The sequence below is a fragment of the Microbacterium sp. SA39 genome (genome assembly GCF_000967865.1).
Classification (GTDB): domain Bacteria; phylum Actinomycetota; class Actinomycetes; order Actinomycetales; family Microbacteriaceae; genus Microbacterium.
The window spans coordinates 183,489-201,373 of record NZ_JXRU01000038.1 but is presented as its reverse complement, the minus strand read 5'-3'; the positions used below and the strand labels follow the sequence as shown (position 1 = coordinate 201,373).

The window sequence follows — 17,885 nt, the reverse complement described above, 5'->3', positions numbered from 1 at the left end:
GGGACGGATGCAGCTTTGAACTGCTCGTATCCGTCCCCTCCGTCGTTCGTGCCGCGAGGTCAGCCGGTGATGCGGCAGTAGGTGGTGAGTTCGCCTATCCCGTCGATCCCGACGGTGACCGTCGAGTGATCGCGGAGGAAGATCTGCGGATCGCGCGAGTACCCGGCGCCACCGGGGCTGCCGGTGGAGATCAGCGTGCCGGGAAGCAGGGTGAGCGACTGGGAGAGGTGGGCGATCAGCTTCGCCACGGACCGCACCATCTGACCCGTACTGGCATCCTGCACGGTGTGGCCGTCGACGACCGCCCAGATGTGCAGGTCCTGCGGGTCGGCGATCTCGTCGGCCGTGACGGCGAACGGCCCGGTCGGGGTGAACCCGTCGAACGACTTGCACCGCGACCACTGCGCCTCGGAGAACTGGATGTTGCGGGCCGTGATGTCGTTCACGACGGTGTAGCCCCAGACGTGCGAGAGCGCATCGGCCTCGCTCACGTTCTTCGCGGGGGTACCCATGATGACGCCGAGCTCCGCCTCGTAGTCGACGGCCTCGCTGAGCGCGCGGGGCCATGACGTGATCTGCTCATTCCCGGTCAGGGAGTTGGGCCACAGGGTGAACACGGTCGGCGCGGCGTCGGTCTTGAGTCCGAGCTCGCTCGAGTGCGCGGCGTAGTTCAGGCCCACGGCCAGGACGGCCGGGGGAGCGAGGATGGCTGAGGAGTACTCCCATTCGCCCAGCGGATGCCGGGGCGCGGTGCCGTCGGCGAGGGCGGTGCGCAGCTCGGCGAGCACCTCGTCTCCTCTCTCGATGAGCTTCTGCAGAGTCGCAGGAGCATCGTTGAGGAGGTCAGAGACGAGGATGGCGTCCGAATCCTGCACCACGGCGAGCACCGCGGTGGGGGAGTCAGGACGGCGCAGATGAGCGAACCGCATGGTTCTACGCTACCCGGTGGCGGGGGATCGCCGCGTGGAGGTGATCGCCAGAACGAAGCGATGACGCTTGTGACCAATATGCTTCTGCTTATGAGTTTCGGAGGACCGCCCCAGCCGCAGCACCCCTCGCCGTACACGCCGCCTCCCGCGTTCTCCGCACAGCCCGCCTACGCCTCGGCGCTGGCTCAGCCGACGCCGTACGCTCCTCCGGCCCCCGTCGCCCCTTCGCCGGCGCCGTCGCTGCCCGCACTGCCGGTGCCGACGAAGAAGGGACGGACCGTCTCGTTGTGGCTGTTCGCGTTCCTGGGCTTCCTGATGCTCGCGCTGATCGGCTACTTCGGCTGGGCTCTCGGGCCGCTCGCCTCCGTGATCGGCCTGGTGCTCGCGCTCATCCCGCTCACGATCGTGTTCCTGGGCGTGCGGATCATCGACCGCTGGGATCCGGAGCCGAAGCGACTCGTCTTCTTCGCCGTCGCGTGGGGCGCCATCGCGGCGATCGGACTCACGCTGCTCGTCGACATCGGGCTGACGCTGCTGGTCGGCCTTCGCGACGACACGTTCTCCGCGGTCGTCCAAGCGCCGATCGTGGAGGAGTTCTGGAAGGGACTCGGCGTGTTCCTGATCTTCGTCGTCGCCAGAAGAGCGTTCGACGGCCCGGTCGACGGCGTCGTCTACGGCGCGCTGGTGGGTGCGGGCTTCGCCTTCACCGAGAACATCCAGTACTTCGCGATCAGCCTGATCGAGGGCGGCGGCTCCCAGCTCACGGTCACGTTCGTGGTGCGCGCGCTGCTCTCTCCGTTCGCCCACGCGATGTTCACGGCGCTGACCGGCTTCGCCATCGGCCTCGCTGCGCGCCGGTACGCGTCCGCAGGCGCCGCGCTCGGAGCAGGGCTCCTCGGGATGCTCGGGGCGATCCTCCTGCACGCACTGTGGAACGGGTCGGCCACGTTCGCCGACTTCTTCGGGCTGTATTTCACCCTTCAGGTGCCGCTCTTCCTGGCGTTCATCTTCGGGATCATCGCACTGCGGCGCGAGGAGGCGCGTCTCACGAAGTCGCGTCTCGGAGAGTATGCCGCCGCCGGCTGGTTCACGCCCGAAGAGATCACGATGCTGGCGACGCCGGCAGGACGCAAGGTCGGACTCAACTGGGCCGCACAGCTGCGAGGTGACCGCCGCCCGCTCATGCGCGAGTTCATCAAGGACGCGACCGCTCTGGCCGCCGTTCGGCAGCGCGCGATCACCGGACGCGATCCCCTCGCGGCGGAAGACGAGCGCACACTGCTCATCCGCACCAGGGCGACCAGGGCGGCTCTGCTCGCGTACTGAGGTCTCGGCCGGTAGCCTCGCGGAAGAGAGGCGGTTCGACGATGAGCACGTTCGCACTGATCCACGGGGGTGGAGACGTCGGCTGGTCCTGGCATCTCGTCGTCGCCGAGCTCGAATCGCACGGACACGAGGTCATCGCGCCCGACCTTCCGGCGGATGACGACTCCCTCACTCTCGACGACTATGCGGATGCCGTCGCTGCGGCTGTCGGCGATCGGCGCGACGTCGTCGTGGTGGGACACTCGTTCGGCGGGTTCACCGCGCCTCTGGTCGCCGCGCGCCTCTCCGCCGACGCGCTGGTGCTGCTGGCCGGCATGATCCCCGCACCGGGTGAGCCGCCGGGACAGTGGTGGGAAGAGACCGGATACGGAGCGGCCGTCGCGGCGCAGTCCGCCCGCGACGGCGGACTGACCGGCAATGACGACCCGTATGTGAGCTTCTACAACGACGTTCCCCACCCACTCGCCGAGGAGGCGTTGAGCAAGGAGCGAGCGCATCCCTCTCAGGCCGCGATGGAGCAGCCCTGGCCGCTCGACGCGTGGCCCGATGTGCCGACCAGGTTCATCGTGTGCGCCGACGACCGGTTCTTCCCCGCCGACTTCCTCAGGTCGCTCGCACGAGAAAGACTCGGGATCGTCGCGGACGAGGTCCCCGGAGGACACTGCGCGATGCTGAGCCACCCGGCCGAGATCGCCGCGCTGCTCATCCGATACGCCGAAGAGGAGTCGCAGCGGCACTCCCGAGCATGACTCAGCGCCCGGTGCTGCGGCGATGCCTGCGAGTCTCCCGGGCGCTGAGTTGGTCTGTAAACAGGGTGCACCCGGCCATCCGGGGTGTCAAGAGCGACTTGCGCGCGAGGCGTCAGATGGCGTCGACGATCACGTCGAGCGCGACACCCCGGCAGGTGAGACGGGGGAGCTCGGCCAACCGGCCGCCGCGCACGGAGTCCCCGGTCGCGCACCGCGGGTCGGTCGAGACCACGACGCGTCCGAGGTCGTTGGTGAGGGTGACCTCGTGACCCAACGCGGCGAATCGCGGGATGAGTTCGCGCTCGACGGCCGACACCAGGAGGTCGAGACCCGCGACGCCGACGCGTTCGCCGTCGACCTCTGCGGGAACCGCGATCGTGATCGTGTACTCGTCGCTGCAGAGGTAGTCCACGTAGGGGCCCGCCACGTGCGGTCGACCGGTCTCCATCGGCACGCGGTACCACTCGAGCGCGCTGTAATCGATGTTCTCCTTGTTCACCGACTGCGAGGCGAGGACGAGTTGCCGACGGTCTTCGCCCTGCCACCAGGCCAGGTGGCTGTGGGTGTCCGAGAGGAGATCGATCGCCGCGATGAAGCCGGCGCCGTAGACGGGAGCGTCTCGCAGGGCGAGGGTCGTCAGCGCGTGCGGCTCGACGAGCGCGTCGAGCCTGGTCCTCGTGAGGGGACCTGCGAGCCGCGCCTCGGCCACCTCCTCGGCGAAGGGCGTCACCCATGCGAGCAGGCTCTGGGTCGGAGAGGCGAAATACTCCTCGACGATCGTCGCAGCGCTGCGTATCGCGGTATCGGTTCCTGTGGTCATCGCGTCCTCCTGTGCACGTCGATGTCACCCAGCACGGTCAGTCGGTCTTCGGCTGGAGCTGGAGTTGGATCAGGGCTTCGATGGTCTCGGCCACCATCGACTCGGTGCGGGCCCCGGCGGCGTCGGCATCCGCGGCTTCCACCGCATCGATCACCGCGCTCAGATGCGCCGCCTGGCGCCCTCTGTCCTCGGCCGTGTACGCCACGAGACGCATGTACGGCGACATCTCCGCCTGGAGCTTCATCTGCTCACGGGTCAGTCGTGCGGACTGGCTGAGCGCCACGAGCTCGATCTGGATGTCGTCGAGGAGCCGCCGGTGCGATTCCCCGTCGAGCGCTTCGAGACCCGTCATGCGACGGCGGACGCGCTGCGCTTCGGAGGGATCGGCTCGCCGCGCCGCGTACCTGACGCATGCACCGGTGATCGCGGCGTAATGGGCTCCCAGATCGCGCAGAGCGAGGCGCGACGAGCGGTGGACGGCTTCTCTGGCGAAAGAGAGCGGATCGGCGTGATCGGCCACGAAACTGCCGCCGTTGCGGCCTCGACGGGTGACGACGAGACCGCGTCCCCGGAGGGCGAGCAGTGCCTCTCGAACGGTGACGGGTGCGACGCCGAGACTCTTCGCCAGGTCGTTCTCCGACGGGAGGCGTTCGCCGGCGCGCACGTGGCCGCGCGTGATGGCGTCGACGAGGCGACGCTCGACGAGTTCCGCACGGCCCTCGTCACCGATCGGCTGGAACAGCACGCCCTGCAGCCGATGCGGGAAGTGAGCCAGGCGCTCCGTCGGAGGAGAGGGAGGCTCGATGGAGTCGGCGACCTGAGGCGGCGGCGACATCGATTCCATCCTGCGATTCTCCACCTTCCTCGGAATCCGGCAAAACTGCTACTTGAAATATTACCTCTAGGTTTATATGTTCATGCAATCTTCCGAGATCGACGCAGACCCGAGGAGCGCGAGATGATCGCCACCGCACCCGAAGCACCCGGCGCAGAGCGCGCTCACCCCACCGACGGATCGGTCACCCTGACGGGTGTCACCAAGTCGTTCGGCGACCTCACCGCCGTCCGCGACCTGCACCTGGAGGTCGGATCGGGGGAGTTCCTCTCGATGCTCGGACCTTCAGGATCGGGGAAGACCACGGTGCTGCGCATGATCGCGGGCTTCGAGGATGTGACGAGCGGGAGCATACGGCTCGCCGGGGTCGACGTGACCCGCATGCCGCCGCACACCCGTCCGGTCAACACCGTCTTCCAGGACTACGCGCTTTTCCCGCACCTGACGATCGCCGAGAACGTCGGCTACGGACTCAGGGTCCGCGGTGCCCGCAGGTCCGACCAGGAGCAGCGTGTTCGCCAGTCCCTGGAGCAGGTGCGCCTGGAGCACCTCGCCGGCCGCCTCCCGCATCAGCTGTCCGGAGGGCAGCGTCAGCGCATCGCTCTTGCGCGGGCTCTGATCCTGCGCCCGCAGGTGCTGCTCCTCGACGAGCCGCTCGGCGCGCTGGACAAGCAGCTTCGCGAGCAGATGCAGATCGAGCTCAAGCAGATACAGCGCGAGGTCGGCATCACCTTCATCTTCGTGACTCACGACCAGGAGGAGGCGCTCACCCTGAGCGACCGCGTCGCCGTCTTCAACGGTGGATGCATCGAACAGATCGGCACCGCCCGTGAGGTCTACGAGTTCCCGAAGACCGAGTTCGTCGCGCGGTTCCTCGGTCTCTCGAACCTGATCGCCGGAGAGGTCGCCGAGACCCTCACCGGCGAGCGCCGGACGATGAGCATCCGCCCGGAGAGGGTCCGTCTGATTCCGCCCGCCGAAGCACCGGCCGACGGAGAGGTGTCTCTGACGGGCACGATCCGCGAGGTCGTGTACACGGGACCCGCGACGCGCTTCCTCGTCTCCACGGATGCCGGCGTCGAGATCATCGCCGAACAGCCCAACACGCATCACCCCCTCGCCGAAGCACACTTCGGTCGGGGGGACCACGTCCGTGTCGCCTGGTCCCCGGACCGCGCGGCGCGGCTGCCCTGAAAACCCTGCACCGTCTGAAAAACCCTGCACCGATCACGAAGGAGCGATCCATGCGAAACAAGATCCTGACCGTCTCGGCGATGACCGCCGTCGCCGTCCTCACCCTCTCGGCCTGCGCGCCGAGCACCGAGACCAGCACAGGGGGGTCCGGTGAACTGCAGATCGATGTTCCCGACATCCCCACGCAGGAGAAGCTCGGCGACTACGAGGGGGAGGTGAACATCGTCGCGTGGAGTGGCTTCGTCGAGGCGGATTGGAGCGACGCCTTCACCGAGGAGACGGGGTGTGTGGTCAATCGTCGCGTCGCGGGTACGAGCGACGAGATGGTGCAGCTGATGCGCACGGGCGACTACGACCTCGTATCTGCCTCGGGCGACGCGAGCCTGCGTCTCATCGCAGGAGGCGACGTGCAGCCGCTCAACCTCGATCTGATCCCCAACTTCGGAGACGACATCGTCGAAGGCATGAAGGGCCAGATCTACGACACCATCAACGGCAAGTCGTACGGCATCCCGATCGGCCGAGGCGCGAACATCCTGCAGTACGACAGCGAAGTGGTCACCGAGGAGCCGACGAGCTGGGATGTCGCCTGGGAGAAGGACAGCCCTTACGCGGGCAAGGTCATCGCGTACGACGCGCCGATCTACATCGCGGATGCGGCGGTCTACCTGATGGCACACGAACCCGATCTTGGCATCACCAACCCGTACGCCCTCGATGAGGGGCAGCTCGCCGCCGCGGTCGACCTGCTGAAGCAGCAGAACGAGATCGTCTCGGAGTACTGGTCCGACCCTGCGGCGCAGATCACGTCCTTCGCCGGCGGAACCTCCGTGCTCGGAACCTCGTGGGAGGTGCTGCGCAAGCTCACCGAGGACGACCGGTTCAAGAGCGTGCTCCCCGAAGAAGGATCGACCGGCTGGTCGGATGCCTGGATGCTCGCGACCGAGGCGAAGAGCCCGAACTGCGCGTACGCCTGGATGGACTACGCATCGGCACCCGAGGTGAATGGCGCGATCGCCATGAACTTCGGCATGGCACCCGCGAACGCCGCGTTCTGCGAGACGAGCGCCGAGGCGCAGGCGCACTGCGACTACTTCAACGCCACGAACGAGGAGTACTTCGAGAACGTCTGGTTCTGGACGACCCCGATCGAGCAGTGCATCGACGGCCGCACGGATGTCACCTGCACCAACTTCCAGCAGTGGACGGACGCCTGGCTCTCCGTCAAGGGCTGACCTCCGGCGAGGGGGCGGCTGAACCGCCCCCTCGCACCCTCCGAACTCGAACGGAATCGACATGAAGCGCCGCATACGGATCGCAGGACTCCTGGCACTGCCGATGGCCTGGCTCATCGGGATCTACATCTTCTCCCTGGTCATGCTGCTCGTGACCGCCTTCTGGGTGACGGACCCTTTCACCTCGAAGGTCAAGCCGGGATTCACGCTGCGCAACTTCGAGCAGCTCCTCCTCAATCCGGCATATCTGTCGACATCCCTGCGCACCCTCGGCATCGCGCTGGCCGTGACGCTGTTGTCGATCCTCATCGCGATCCCGCTGGGGATCTTCATGGCGAAGATCGCCTCACCGTGGCTGCGCGCTCTGCTCGCCGTCTCGATCACGCTCCCGCTCTGGGCCGGGTACCTCGTGAAAGTGCTCGCGATGCGGATCACGTTCACGGAGCAGGGCTTCTTCAACTGGATGCTGTCGCCGTTCGGCATCTCCGGTCCGGGCTTCACTCTCATCACCGTCGTGCTGACGCTGACCTACCTGTGGCTGCCCTACATGGCGGTGCCGGTGTACACCGCGATCCGACAGCTCCCGCCGAACCTCTTCGACGCCTCCGCCGACCTCGGGGCGGGAGCGTGGCGCACGATCCGCACCGTGGTGCTGCCCCTGATCAGACCGGCGATCATCGCCGGATCCGTGTTCACCTTCTCGCTCAGCCTCGGCGACTACCTCGTCGCACGGTTCGTGGGGGGCGACACCCAGATGATCGGCAGCGTCATCGCCTCGAACATCAACCTGAACCCGCCGCTGGCCGCCGCGTACTCGCTGGTTCCCATCGCCTTCGTCGTCGTCTACCTGGTGAGCGTGCAGCGCACCGGTGCTCTGGAAAGGATGTGAGCGACTCGTGTTGAGACTCTCCCGCACTTCGAAGCTCATCCTCGGTGCGCTTGTCGCGGTCATCCTGGCCTTCATGTACGTTCCGCTGGCGCTCGTCGTGCTCAACTCCTTCAACTCCGCCCGGATCGTCAGCTGGCCGGTGACCGGGTTCTCGCTCGAGTGGTGGGGGCGAGCGTTCTCGAGCGAACCAGTGCGCGTGGCCCTTCTGAACTCCGTCCTGGTCGCCACCGGAGCGACGATCATCGCCTTGCTGCTCGGCACGCTGGTGGCGTTCGCGCTGCAGCGCTATTCCTTCTTCGGACAGCGGGCGGTGAACCTGCTCGTCGTGCTCCCGATCGCTCTCCCCGGCATTGTCACCGGAGTCGCGCTGAACAACACCTACAACCAGATGCTCGAGCCGATCGGCATCCAGGTCGGGTTCTACGGGATGATCATCGCCCACGGCACGTTCTGCATCGTGATGGTGTTCAACAACGTCCTCGCTCGCCTGCGCCGAATGAACCCGAGTTTCGAGGAGGCTTCGCAAGATCTCGGGGCCAACCCGTGGCAGACATTCCGGCTCATCACGTTCCCCCAGTTCCGCAGCGCGATGGTGGCCGGCGCCATCCTCGCCTTCGCCCTCAGCTTCGACGAGGTCTACGTGACGATCTTCACCGCACCGCCGGGCGTCGACACGCTGCCGCTCTGGATCATGAACCAGATGGCCAGGCCCAACGAGGCGAACGTCGTGAACGTGGTCGCCACGATCGTGATCCTGGCGTCGTTCATCCCCGTCTGGGTCTCGCAGCGCCTCTCCAGGGACGTCGACGAGCGCGACTGACCTTTCACTCTCACCTCACCACGATCAAAGGAGTTCGTTGATGGAAAAGTCTCTGAAGGACGTCGTCTTCTCGCGGCGCGCGCTGTTGGGCGGAATGCTCGGAGCGGGGGCGATCATGCTCGTCGGGTGCGGGCCTGACGACGCATCGCCCTCGCCGTCGGGCGGGAGCGGTACGTACGACGTCATCGTGATCGGGGCGGGTTCTGCAGGCATGGCGGCCGCGCGAGAGCTGATGGATGCCGGCAAACGAGTGATCGTGCTCGAAGCGCGAGACCGCACCGGTGGGCGTATGTGGACTGATCGCACGTTGCTGTCTATCCCGCACGAGCGCGGCGCCTCGCTGTGCCACGGCGGACCGGACACCGAGACCTGGGCCTGGGCGCAGAAGCTCGGGATCAAGGGACGGAAATTCGACAACAAGTTCTCGCGCTACAGCGCGAGCACACCCTGGGTCGCCTGGGATTCACCCGACTTCTACGCGTTTCCGGAGGGAACGCCCGCCATCGCGCTGCCGTTGCCGGAGCCCACAAAGAAGGAGTCGGCGCAGCAGTACCTGGACCGGCTCGGGATCGCTCCGAGCAACTACCCGCTCGCGCTGCTGGGAATCCAGGTGGACACCGAGCAGTTCGCCGTCTACCCGGCGTACGGGGTGGTGGACACGCTGACCGCGTGCTTCACCGTGATGCAGACCGGAAAGGTCGAGCCCGACGGCTATGCCGGCGACTACAAACTGCTCGCGCCGTACACCGACATCCTCGACGCCGTCGGCGAAGGCGTCGAGGTGCGCCTCGAGACGCCGATCGAGGCCATCGACTACTCGGGATCCGGCGTCAGCGTGAAAGCCGGATCCGACACCTTCGAGGCGGACGCGTGCGTCGTGACGGTGCCCATCGGCGTGCTGCAGGAACGGTCCATCACCTTCTCGCCTCCGCTCGAGAACGACCGGATGGCGGCCATCGATGCGGTGAAGCAGACCGTGGCTTACAAGACCGTGCTCGAGTTCGACCATGCCGTGCGGCCGGTCGAATTCGACATGGTGAACCAGCACGACGAAGGGCCGTGCCAGTTCTGGGACGAGTCGACGGGCATGCCCGGATATGACGGCCAGCTCATCGTCGCGTGGGACACCGGCGACCGCGCGCGGGAACTGCTCGCGCTTCCCGAGAAGGAGCGCTTCGACGCGGCGCTCGCCGGAGTGCGTAGGCTCGCCGGCGATCAGGGTCTTGCGTATGTCAACGCGTCGAACTACGACTGGCGCGATGATCGCTTCGCGCTCGGCGCTTACGCGACGGGGAAGCGCGACGAAGACGCGATCTACCGCCCTGTCAAGAACTCGCTGTTCTGGGCCGGTGCGGTCAAGAGCTCGGTGGCGAGCGCCCACTCGAGCGGCCTGGAGGTGGCGAAAGCCGTTCTGTCGGCGTGAATCTGCCTGCGGTGAGCTTGTCGAAGTGTTCGCTGTGAGCAGGTCCCCTCGCGTTGACCCGTCACCGGGGCTCGGGGTTGGATGGAGACATGACTGATCGCACAAAGCCCGAATTCGACGCCCCCGCCGGACCCGCACCCGAGGAGCTCGTGATCCGCGACCTCATCGAGGGTGACGGCGACGAGGCGAAGCCCGGCGACACCGTGACCGTCCACTACGCCGGCGTCGAGTTCGACTCCGGTGAGGAGTTCGACTCGTCGTGGGGACGCGGTGAGACGATCCAGTTCCCGCTGCGCGGCCTGATCCAGGGCTGGCAGGACGGCATCCCCGGCATGAAGGTCGGCGGTCGTCGCGAACTGGTCATCCCGCCTCACCTCGCTTACGGGCCTACCGGCGGCGGGCACTTCCTCTCCGGCAAGGCGCTGATCTTCATCATCGATCTCGTCGCGGTGGGCTGATTCGAACACCTGCAGCATCCGGCGCCTCGCTCCTTCGGGAGCGAGGCGCCTCTGCGTGTCGCGAGCGAATTCGCATTCAGGGGAATACATGCTTATGAATGTAAGTTGTCACACCTGATGCCGCGCCAGCGGTCCCATGTCCCTCGCCGCAGCAGCGGCTGACATCTCCAGAGGAGAAATCATGACCAGCATCGACATCCCCGGCTACCGTCCCGGCACCTGGGTCCTCGACCCCTCGCACAGCGAGGTGACCTTCAGCGTGCGTCACATGATGATCTCGAAGGTCCGCGGCACCTTCGGCGTGAAGAACGCCACGCTCATCGCCCCGGAGAACCCGCTCGAGGCGAAGGTCGAGGCGAGCGTCGACGTCACCTCGATCGACACGAACGACGAGGGCCGCGACGCGCACCTGCGCTCCGGCGACTTCTTCGACACCGAGAACTTCCCGACCATGGAGTTCGTCTCCACGGGCGCGCACGTCAAGGGCGACGAGCTGTTCGTCGACGGCGACCTCACGATCCGCGGCATCACCAAGCCGGTGAGTTTCGAGCTCGACTTCGGCGGCTTCGGCACCGACCCCTACGGCAACTACAAGGCCGGCGCCTCGGCCAAGACCGTGATCAACCGCGAGGACTTCGGCCTCACCTGGAACGCCGCGCTCGAGACCGGCGGGGTGCTCGTCGGCAAGGATGTCACGATCAACCTCGACCTGCAGGGCGCTCTGCAGCAGGACTGATCTCGTCAGTTCGATTCGAGAACCCCGGGCCTCAGGGCTCGGGGTTCTCTGCGTCGTAGTCGCGGAAGCGGTGGCTGCGGCGTGCCAGCAGCGCCACGAGGACGATCACGAGGATGCCCCCGAGAAGGGGCGGGAACCAGAGTGTCGTCACGGTCGCCAGAGTTCCCGCGTACAGCGCTCCGACCCGGGGTCCGCCGGTGACCACCACGATGAAGACGCCCTGCAGGCGCCCGCGCATCGAGTCGGGTACCGCGGCCTGCATCATGGTGTTGCGGTAGATCGAGCTGACGTTGTCGGAGGCGCCGGACAGCGCGAGAGCGATGCAGGCCGCGACGATCAGCGCGACGTTCGGGGAGTGCTCGCTGACAGACCCCGAGAAGGCGCCGACGAGCAGAACCACGCCGAACAGCACGATCGAGGCGCCGTACGCTTCGACCGCGCGCTCGATGCCGCGGCCATGCCAGCGGTAGTGCACGACCCGGCCCGAGAACAGGCTCGACGCGAACGTTCCGACCGCGACCGCGGCGGTGAGGATGCCTGTCGTGAGCGCACCGCCGCCGAGCAGGACCGTGCCGAGGGCCGGGAACAGCACGAGCGGCTGTCCGAAGATCATCGCGATGATGTCGATGACGTACTGCATCCGGATGTTGCTCGCGCGGCGGAGGAATCGCCAGCCGTCGACGAGCGATGCCAGTCCCGGGCGAACGACGTCCCCCTCCGGCCGAAGCGCCGGCAGCGTCCACAGGCCGAGGAACATCGACAGCATGAGGACGACGTCGATCGTGTACGTCCAGCCATAGCCGGTCAGAGCGACGAGAAGACCCGCGAGGGCAGGCCCGGCCATCACGGTGACGCCGAACGCGACTCCGTTGAGAGCGGATGCCGCGGCGAGCATGTCACGCGGGATCAGGCGCGGCACGATCGCGGTGCGGGTCGCCATGCCGACCGAGTTCGCGGCGGAGTTGACGATGCTGAGAACGTACAGCCACCAGATCGTCTCGTTGCCCGTCCAGGTGAGGGCCGCGAGCAGAGCGGTCGAGGCGAAGGTCACGGTGGCTGCCATCAGCGCCACCCGTCGGCGATCGAACGCGTCCGCGAGCATCCCACCGTAGAGCCCGGCGAGCACCATCGGAATGAGTCCGGCGACAGCGATCATCGAGACCGCGAAGGTGCTCTCCGTCAGCGCGAAGACGTGGAGCATCACGGTGACGATGGTGAGCTGGCCGCCGATGCCCGCGAGGGTCGATCCGATCCACATCCGGGCGAACGCGGGGCTGCTCTTGAGCGGCGTGAGATCGATGAGATGTCCGCGCGGCCCGCTCACTCCGTCACTCTGTCCCGCATTCCTCCGAGCGTAGTCGAGCGCGGCCGGCGGGAAGGGTGGAGCCGTGTCGCTGGGCGGTGTCGCCAACTGGTAGACTCTTCAGGTTGCCGTTTGATCGGCCGCGGATAAAGAGAGCCCTTCGCATCAGGCGTCGGGCGCCGCGCAACGAACTGAAAGGGGATCCCATCTATGCCACTCGAATCAGACGCCAAGAAGGCGATCATGGAAGAGTACGCGACGCACCCCGGTGACACCGGATCCCCCGAGGTGCAGGTCGCGATGCTGACGCAGCGCATCAAGGACCTCACCGAACACCTCAAGGAGCACAAGCACGACCACCACTCGCGTCGTGGCCTGTTCCTCATGGTGGGTCAGCGCCGTCGTCTGCTCGGCTACCTCCAGGACATCGACATCGAGCGTTACCGTTCGCTGATCGAACGTCTTGGTCTCCGCCGCTAAGAGGCAGAGCGCCCCAGCGTACTATCGCGCAAAACATTCTTGAGAAGGCCGCCCCACGGTGTGGGGCGGCCTTCTGCTTTGTCTGCTGGTTGACCTCTGCTCTGCTTTCCACTAGGAAAGTAGGAGAGCTTTCCCCTTGGAAAGTCGAGGAGGTCGATGATGGATCAGAACCCCGTACCCGGACAGGACGCGCTCGCGCCACCGGATGCCGCGATCGCGCAGCGCTACCTCGACGAGGCGCGGATGGTGGCGACGCGTCGAGACCGCGCCGTCGACAGGCGGGCACTCGCGTGGCTCCAGATCGCCAATGCCGCGGTGACGGCCGTGTATCTGACAGCGTTCGCCTGGGTGCTCGAGAGCGCGGGCTCGCTGGTACCGCAGGTCATCCTGTTCGTGTTCCTGGTGTGGATTCAGATCGCGAGCGGGATGGCGCAGCGGAACGGCATGCAGTGGCGTATGACGCGGTCGCGGTGGCTGTGGATCGCGGTCTGCGCCGTCGTCCTGATCACCTCGCGCGTGGTCTTCGGCTTCGCGGTCGTCGATCGCTCGCTCCCGCTCTTCGTCATGTTCCTGCCCGGCGGGCTCGTGCTGGTGGCCCTCGGAGGCTACGGCCTACTCCAGCTTCTCAATGCATCCCGCGACCCGCGACCCCCGCGACCTGCTCGCCGGCGTCTCCCTCTCGGCGTCCGCATCGGCACGATGTTGCTGGGTGCAGCCTTCGGCGTGCTCATCCTGCTGCTCGGCGCGCCGGACGGCGTGGTCGCCAGCACGATCCTGCTGCTGATCTTCCTGCTGCTGCTCGCGTTGATGTTCGCCTCACGATCCGACCTCGGACTCCCCGCGATCGGTGCGGCCTGGCGATGGCCCCATGTCCTTGTCTTCGCCGTGACGGCATCCGCTCTGCTCATGCTGGTCATGGTCGACGCAGCTGGTGAGAGGCCCGTCGGCCTCGGCGCGACTGCGCTGATCGGCGCGGGCGCCGTGCTCCTGTTCGTCGGCGCCGCGTTCATCCCGGGGCGTGATGCTCGTGAGTGAGCCCGGAGCGGCTCCTCATCCGCGCACTCGACTCGACGATCACTTCGCGTCACCCATCCGGTTCTCCCTCATGGCATCGCTCGGAGAGGAGATCGAACTCGACTTCGCCGCCCTCCGGGAGATCCTGCAGTGCGGAGACTCGGCCTTGAGCAAGGCGATCAGCCACCTCGAGACCGCCGGTTACGTGATCGCGCGCAAGGACAGGCTGGGAAGCCGACCGCGCACGTGGGTGCGTCCCACCCGCGTCGGGCTCGACGCGTTCGACGGACACCTGCAGGCCCTCCGCGAGATCGTGTCCCTCGGCGGTGGCGCTACCAGGGGCGGCACGCCGGAGCTGTGACGCCTCGCCTCAGACGGGAGCGCCCACGAGGTCGGCGTGGTGGATGGCCGCCACATCCGGGTGCGCGCGCAGGCGCGACTTCAGCGCGTTCTCTCCGTAGAGCGCATGGATGGGGTTGTTCGGGTCTTCCGTGACGCCGTTCGCCTCGGCCGCGAGCTCGGCGGGGAGCTCGATCAGCGGGAGGCGCTTGTCGAGGGCGGGGTTGAAGAAGAAGGGGATCGAGATGCGCTCGTCGGGTGCCTTCGGCGAGACGACACGGTGGTTGGTGGCCTTGAGGTAACCGCCCGTCGCGTACTCGAGCAGCTCGCCGATGTTGACGACGAATGCGCCGGGAACCGGGGGAGCGTCGACCCAGGAGCCGTCGCGCTCGACCTGGAGCCCGCCCTTTCCGGGTTCCACCCAGAGGAGCGTCAGCACGCCGGAATCCTTGTGCGCGCCCACGCCCTGTTGCGGCTCGGGTTCTGTCGAACCCGGGTAGCGGACGATCTTGATCAGGGTCGACGGCTCTCCGAAGTGATCGTCGAAGTACGTCTCGTCGGCGCCGAGGGTCTGCGCCCAGGCGCGAAGAAGCTTGCGAGCGACCTCGGAGAGCGTGGCATGCCATTCGGCGACCACGTCCTGCAGCTCCGGCTGGGCAGACGGCCACAGGTTCGGACCGATGAGGCGGTTGAATGCCGGTCCCTCCTCGACGGGCTCGCGCTCCGGCCCGATGTCGATCTGCTCGCGCCAATCGACCTTGCCCTGCGTCCGCTCTCCGCCGACACGGGTGTAGCCGCGGAAATGCGGGCTGTTCACGTTCTCGATGGCGAGCTTGTCGGCCTCGGGGAGTGCGAAGAAGTCCAGCGCCGCGCGGTGGAGACGCGCCTCGAGTTCGGGGGAGATGCCCGTTCCGGTGAGGTAGAAGAACCCCACGTCGTGGGTCGCGGCGCGCAGGTCGTCGCGGAATCGAGCGGCGGCGTCGAGGCCTTCGTCGAGCTGGGAGAGGTCGAGGATGGGGAGCGAGAGTTCAGCCATGGACCGAGGCTACGTCGGGTTCCGAGACTGGTGGGCGTGTGTTGCGCCGCATTACCCGGTGCTAGAGTCTTCGAGGTAAGGGATGCCTTACCTCAGTCTTTCTCCAGAGAGTCGTTCCGTGCTCGCCACTTTCCTCATCGGTCTTCGTGAAGGCCTTGAAGCCGCCCTTGTGGTCGGCATCCTCGTCGCCTACCTCCGCAGGCTGGGCCGCCAGGACGCGCTGCCGAAGCTCTGGACCGGCGTCGGCCTCGCCACAGCCGTCGCCCTCGGCATCGGCGCCGTGCTCACTTTCGGGGCGTACGAGCTCACCTTCACCGCGCAGGAGCTGATCGGCGGCGGGCTCTCGCTGCTCGCGGTCGCCATGGTCACCTGGATGATCTTCTGGATGCAGCGCGCCGGTCGCACGATGAAGGCGACCCTCGAGGGTGGGATCGACCGGGCCCTCACGGCAGGCGGTCTCTGGGCGCTCATCGCGATCGGCTTCGTGTCGGTCGCCCGCGAGGGGATCGAGACCACGCTGCTGCTCTGGTCGATGGTGCAGTCCTTCGGCGATGCGCCCTCGGCGCTGCTCGGCGCTCTGCTCGGGCTCGTCGCGGCAGTGATCGTCGGCTGGCTGATCTCTCGCGGCGCCGTGCGACTCGACCTGCAGAGGTTCTTCGCATGGACGGGCGGCTTCCTGGTGATCGTCGCGGCGGGCGTGCTCGCCTACGCCGTCATGGATCTTCAGGAGGCCGGCGCTCTGCCCGGTCCGTTCACCGCGGCGGCCCCGATCGACGCGGTGACCGGCGGCGTCGTCGTCGGCGCCGCCGGGTTCCCGTTCGGCTGGGCGTTCGACGTCTCAGCCACGATCGCGCCCGGCGGACCGCTGGCTGTGATTCTGCAGGCGACCGTCGGCTTCATGCCGGCGATGACCTGGCTCCAGGTGACCGCCTGGACGCTCTACATCCTCACCGTCGGATTCCTGTACATCCGCGGCCTCCGCTCGCGGCGTCCGTCGAAGCCCGAGGCTCCGACGAAGCCGCAGCTCGTCTCGACCTCCCCCTCATCACAAGGAGCAGCATGACCACCTTCCACCGGATCCTCGGGGCGGTAGCCGCCACCGGTGCCGCCGCGCTCGTCCTGAGCGGCTGCGTCGCGAAGAACGACGTCGACGCCACCGCGGCCTTCGACGTCTCCTCCACCGACGGCGACTGCGCCGTCTCGGCCACGACGGCGAAGAGCGGCACCCTGACGTTCGACGTCACCAACGACACCGGGCAGGTCTCCGAGTTCTACCTCCTCGCCGAAGACGGTCTGCGCATCGTCGGCGAGGTCGAGAACATCGCCCCGGCCGCCTCGCGCACGCTCACGGTCGTCGCTCAGCCCGGCGACTACTTCACGCTGTGCAAGCCCGGGATGATCGGCGAGGGCGTCGGCAAGACCGCGTTCACCGTCACGGGTGACCGCGTCGCCGTCGATGGTCCGGATGCCGAGCAGAAGCAGGAGGCCGTCGACCTCTACGCCGCCTTCGTGAAGGATCAGGTCGGTCAGCTCGTTCCGGCTGTGGAGGACTTCGTCGCCGCCTACGAAGCGGGCGACGACGAGACCGCGCGAGCCCTCTTCCCGCAGGTGCGTGCCTACTACGAGCGCATCGAGCCGGTGGCCGAGGCGCTCGGCGACCTGGACCCCCGGATCGACTACCGCGAGGTCGACGCCGTCGCCGAGGGACTCGACTGGACTGGCTTCCACCGCATCGAGAAAGACCTCTGGGTCCCGGCTCAGGACGCGCTGAACGCGGACGGCGAGACCCCGGCCTGGCAGGACTGGGCACCGTCCACGCCGGTGGAGCGCGCCGACTTCGGTGACCTGCTCCTCGCCGACGTGCAGGAGCTCTACGACTACGTGCACTCGGACGACTTCACCACAGCCCTGGACGACCAGGGGATCGGCGGCATCTCGAACGGCGCCATCGCGCTGCTCGACGAGGTCGCCACCGGCAAGATCTCCGGCGAGGAAGACTGGTGGTCGGGTACCGACCTCTACGACTTCGCCGCGAACGTCGAGGGATCGAAGATGGCGTTCTCGCTCGTCCAGGACTTCGCCGCCGCGCAGGGCGACGACGGCGAGGCGCTCGTCGAGGAGATCGAGGCCGGTTACGCCGCGCTCGAAGAGTCGCTTGCGGCACACGGCTCGCTCGCCGACGGCTTCGTGGGCTACGCCGAGCTCACAGAGGAGAACAAGCGGGAGTTCACCGATCTGATCAACGCGCTGGCCGAACCTCTTTCGCAGCTCACCGGCACGGTCCTGGACTGACCGACGC

Annotated in this window: 19 protein-coding genes; 14 read left to right on the top strand and 5 right to left on the bottom strand. The window is 67.1% G+C overall.

Annotated elements, in window-relative coordinates:
• Positions 1-59: 59 nt before the first annotated feature.
• Positions 60-929, bottom strand: coding sequence for a fumarylacetoacetate hydrolase family protein (locus tag RS85_RS15795; protein ID WP_046014418.1), 870 nt, complete (start codon positions 927-929; stop codon positions 60-62).
• 90 nt (positions 930-1,019) lie between these two features.
• Between RS85_RS15795 and RS85_RS15790 the strand changes: the two genes are divergently transcribed.
• Positions 1,020-2,255, top strand: coding sequence for a PrsW family intramembrane metalloprotease (locus tag RS85_RS15790; RefSeq protein ID WP_200894853.1), 1,236 nt, complete (start codon positions 1,020-1,022; stop codon positions 2,253-2,255).
• A gap of 41 nt (positions 2,256-2,296) precedes the next feature.
• Positions 2,297-3,004 carry an alpha/beta fold hydrolase gene (locus RS85_RS15785; protein WP_046014417.1) on the top strand — a complete coding sequence of 236 codons (708 nt, stop codon included), beginning with the start codon at positions 2,297-2,299 and terminating at the stop codon, positions 3,002-3,004.
• Between the two features lie 112 nt (positions 3,005-3,116).
• On the opposite strand, the gene RS85_RS15780 is transcribed toward RS85_RS15785, so the two are convergent.
• Both RS85_RS15780 and RS85_RS15775 read right to left on the bottom strand, forming a co-directional pair.
• Positions 3,117-3,824 carry a cache domain-containing protein gene (locus RS85_RS15780; RefSeq protein ID WP_046014416.1) on the bottom strand — a complete coding sequence of 236 codons (708 nt, stop codon included), beginning with the start codon at positions 3,822-3,824 and terminating at the stop codon, positions 3,117-3,119.
• 37 nt (positions 3,825-3,861) lie between these two features.
• Positions 3,862-4,668, bottom strand: a complete 807-nt coding sequence (locus RS85_RS15775; protein WP_152642444.1) for a FadR/GntR family transcriptional regulator — start codon at positions 4,666-4,668, stop codon at positions 3,862-3,864.
• A gap of 114 nt (positions 4,669-4,782) precedes the next feature.
• Here RS85_RS15775 and RS85_RS15770 point away from each other — a divergent pair, with 114 nt between their 5' ends.
• The 7 genes from RS85_RS15770 to RS85_RS15740 all read left to right on the top strand — a co-directional run bounded on the left by RS85_RS15770 (position 4,783) and on the right by RS85_RS15740 (position 11,414).
• The gene (locus tag RS85_RS15770; RefSeq protein WP_046014415.1) at positions 4,783-5,853 is read left to right on the top strand and encodes an ABC transporter ATP-binding protein; all 1,071 of its coding nucleotides are present in this window, start codon (positions 4,783-4,785) and stop codon (positions 5,851-5,853) included.
• Positions 5,854-5,903: 50 nt separating this feature from the next.
• Positions 5,904-7,088, top strand: a complete 1,185-nt coding sequence (locus RS85_RS15765) for an extracellular solute-binding protein (protein WP_046014414.1) — start codon at positions 5,904-5,906, stop codon at positions 7,086-7,088.
• A 61-nt stretch (positions 7,089-7,149) separates the two neighbouring features.
• Positions 7,150-7,977, top strand: coding sequence for an ABC transporter permease (locus tag RS85_RS15760; RefSeq protein ID WP_046014413.1), 828 nt, complete (start codon positions 7,150-7,152; stop codon positions 7,975-7,977).
• A gap of 7 nt (positions 7,978-7,984) precedes the next feature.
• Positions 7,985-8,797, top strand: a complete 813-nt coding sequence (locus RS85_RS15755) for an ABC transporter permease (protein WP_046014412.1) — start codon at positions 7,985-7,987, stop codon at positions 8,795-8,797.
• Between the two features lie 40 nt (positions 8,798-8,837).
• Positions 8,838-10,220 carry a flavin monoamine oxidase family protein gene (locus RS85_RS15750; RefSeq protein WP_046014411.1) on the top strand — a complete coding sequence of 461 codons (1,383 nt, stop codon included), beginning with the start codon at positions 8,838-8,840 and terminating at the stop codon, positions 10,218-10,220.
• Between the two features lie 89 nt (positions 10,221-10,309).
• Positions 10,310-10,678 carry an FKBP-type peptidyl-prolyl cis-trans isomerase gene (locus RS85_RS15745; RefSeq protein WP_046014410.1) on the top strand — a complete coding sequence of 123 codons (369 nt, stop codon included), beginning with the start codon at positions 10,310-10,312 and terminating at the stop codon, positions 10,676-10,678.
• 181 nt (positions 10,679-10,859) lie between these two features.
• Positions 10,860-11,414, top strand: coding sequence for a YceI family protein (locus tag RS85_RS15740; protein ID WP_046014409.1), 555 nt, complete (start codon positions 10,860-10,862; stop codon positions 11,412-11,414).
• Between the two features lie 31 nt (positions 11,415-11,445).
• Here the strand turns inward: RS85_RS15740 and RS85_RS15735 are convergent, their stop codons facing one another.
• A complete protein-coding gene (locus RS85_RS15735) occupies positions 11,446-12,738 on the bottom strand; it encodes an MFS transporter (RefSeq protein WP_046014408.1) in 1,293 nt (430 codons plus the stop codon).
• A 189-nt stretch (positions 12,739-12,927) separates the two neighbouring features.
• Here RS85_RS15735 and rpsO point away from each other — a divergent pair, with 189 nt between their 5' ends.
• From rpsO to RS85_RS15720, 3 genes are all read left to right on the top strand, one after another.
• On the top strand, positions 12,928-13,197 hold the full coding sequence (gene rpsO, locus RS85_RS15730; RefSeq protein ID WP_046014407.1) for a 30S ribosomal protein S15: 270 nt from the start codon (positions 12,928-12,930) through the stop codon (positions 13,195-13,197).
• Positions 13,198-13,353: 156 nt separating this feature from the next.
• Positions 13,354-14,232 carry a hypothetical protein gene (locus tag RS85_RS15725; protein WP_235282460.1) on the top strand — a complete coding sequence of 293 codons (879 nt, stop codon included), beginning with the start codon at positions 13,354-13,356 and terminating at the stop codon, positions 14,230-14,232.
• On the top strand, positions 14,219-14,572 hold the full coding sequence (locus RS85_RS15720; RefSeq protein ID WP_046014405.1) for a transcriptional regulator: 354 nt from the start codon (positions 14,219-14,221) through the stop codon (positions 14,570-14,572). The genes RS85_RS15725 and RS85_RS15720 overlap by 14 nt, the downstream gene beginning before the upstream one ends.
• A 9-nt stretch (positions 14,573-14,581) precedes the next feature.
• Here RS85_RS15720 and RS85_RS15715 read toward each other — a convergent pair whose 3' ends face one another.
• On the bottom strand, positions 14,582-15,586 hold the full coding sequence (locus RS85_RS15715; RefSeq protein ID WP_046014404.1) for an isopenicillin N synthase family dioxygenase: 1,005 nt from the start codon (positions 15,584-15,586) through the stop codon (positions 14,582-14,584).
• A 118-nt stretch (positions 15,587-15,704) separates the two neighbouring features.
• Between RS85_RS15715 and efeU the strand changes: the two genes are divergently transcribed.
• A complete protein-coding gene (gene efeU, locus RS85_RS15710; RefSeq protein ID WP_082087670.1) occupies positions 15,705-16,649 on the top strand; it encodes an iron uptake transporter permease EfeU in 945 nt (314 codons plus the stop codon).
• Entirely contained in the window at positions 16,646-17,878 is a 1,233-nt protein-coding gene (efeO, locus tag RS85_RS15705) for an iron uptake system protein EfeO (RefSeq protein WP_152642443.1), read from the top strand. The genes efeU and efeO overlap by 4 nt, the downstream gene beginning before the upstream one ends.
• The last annotated feature ends 7 nt before the right edge of the window (positions 17,879-17,885 follow it).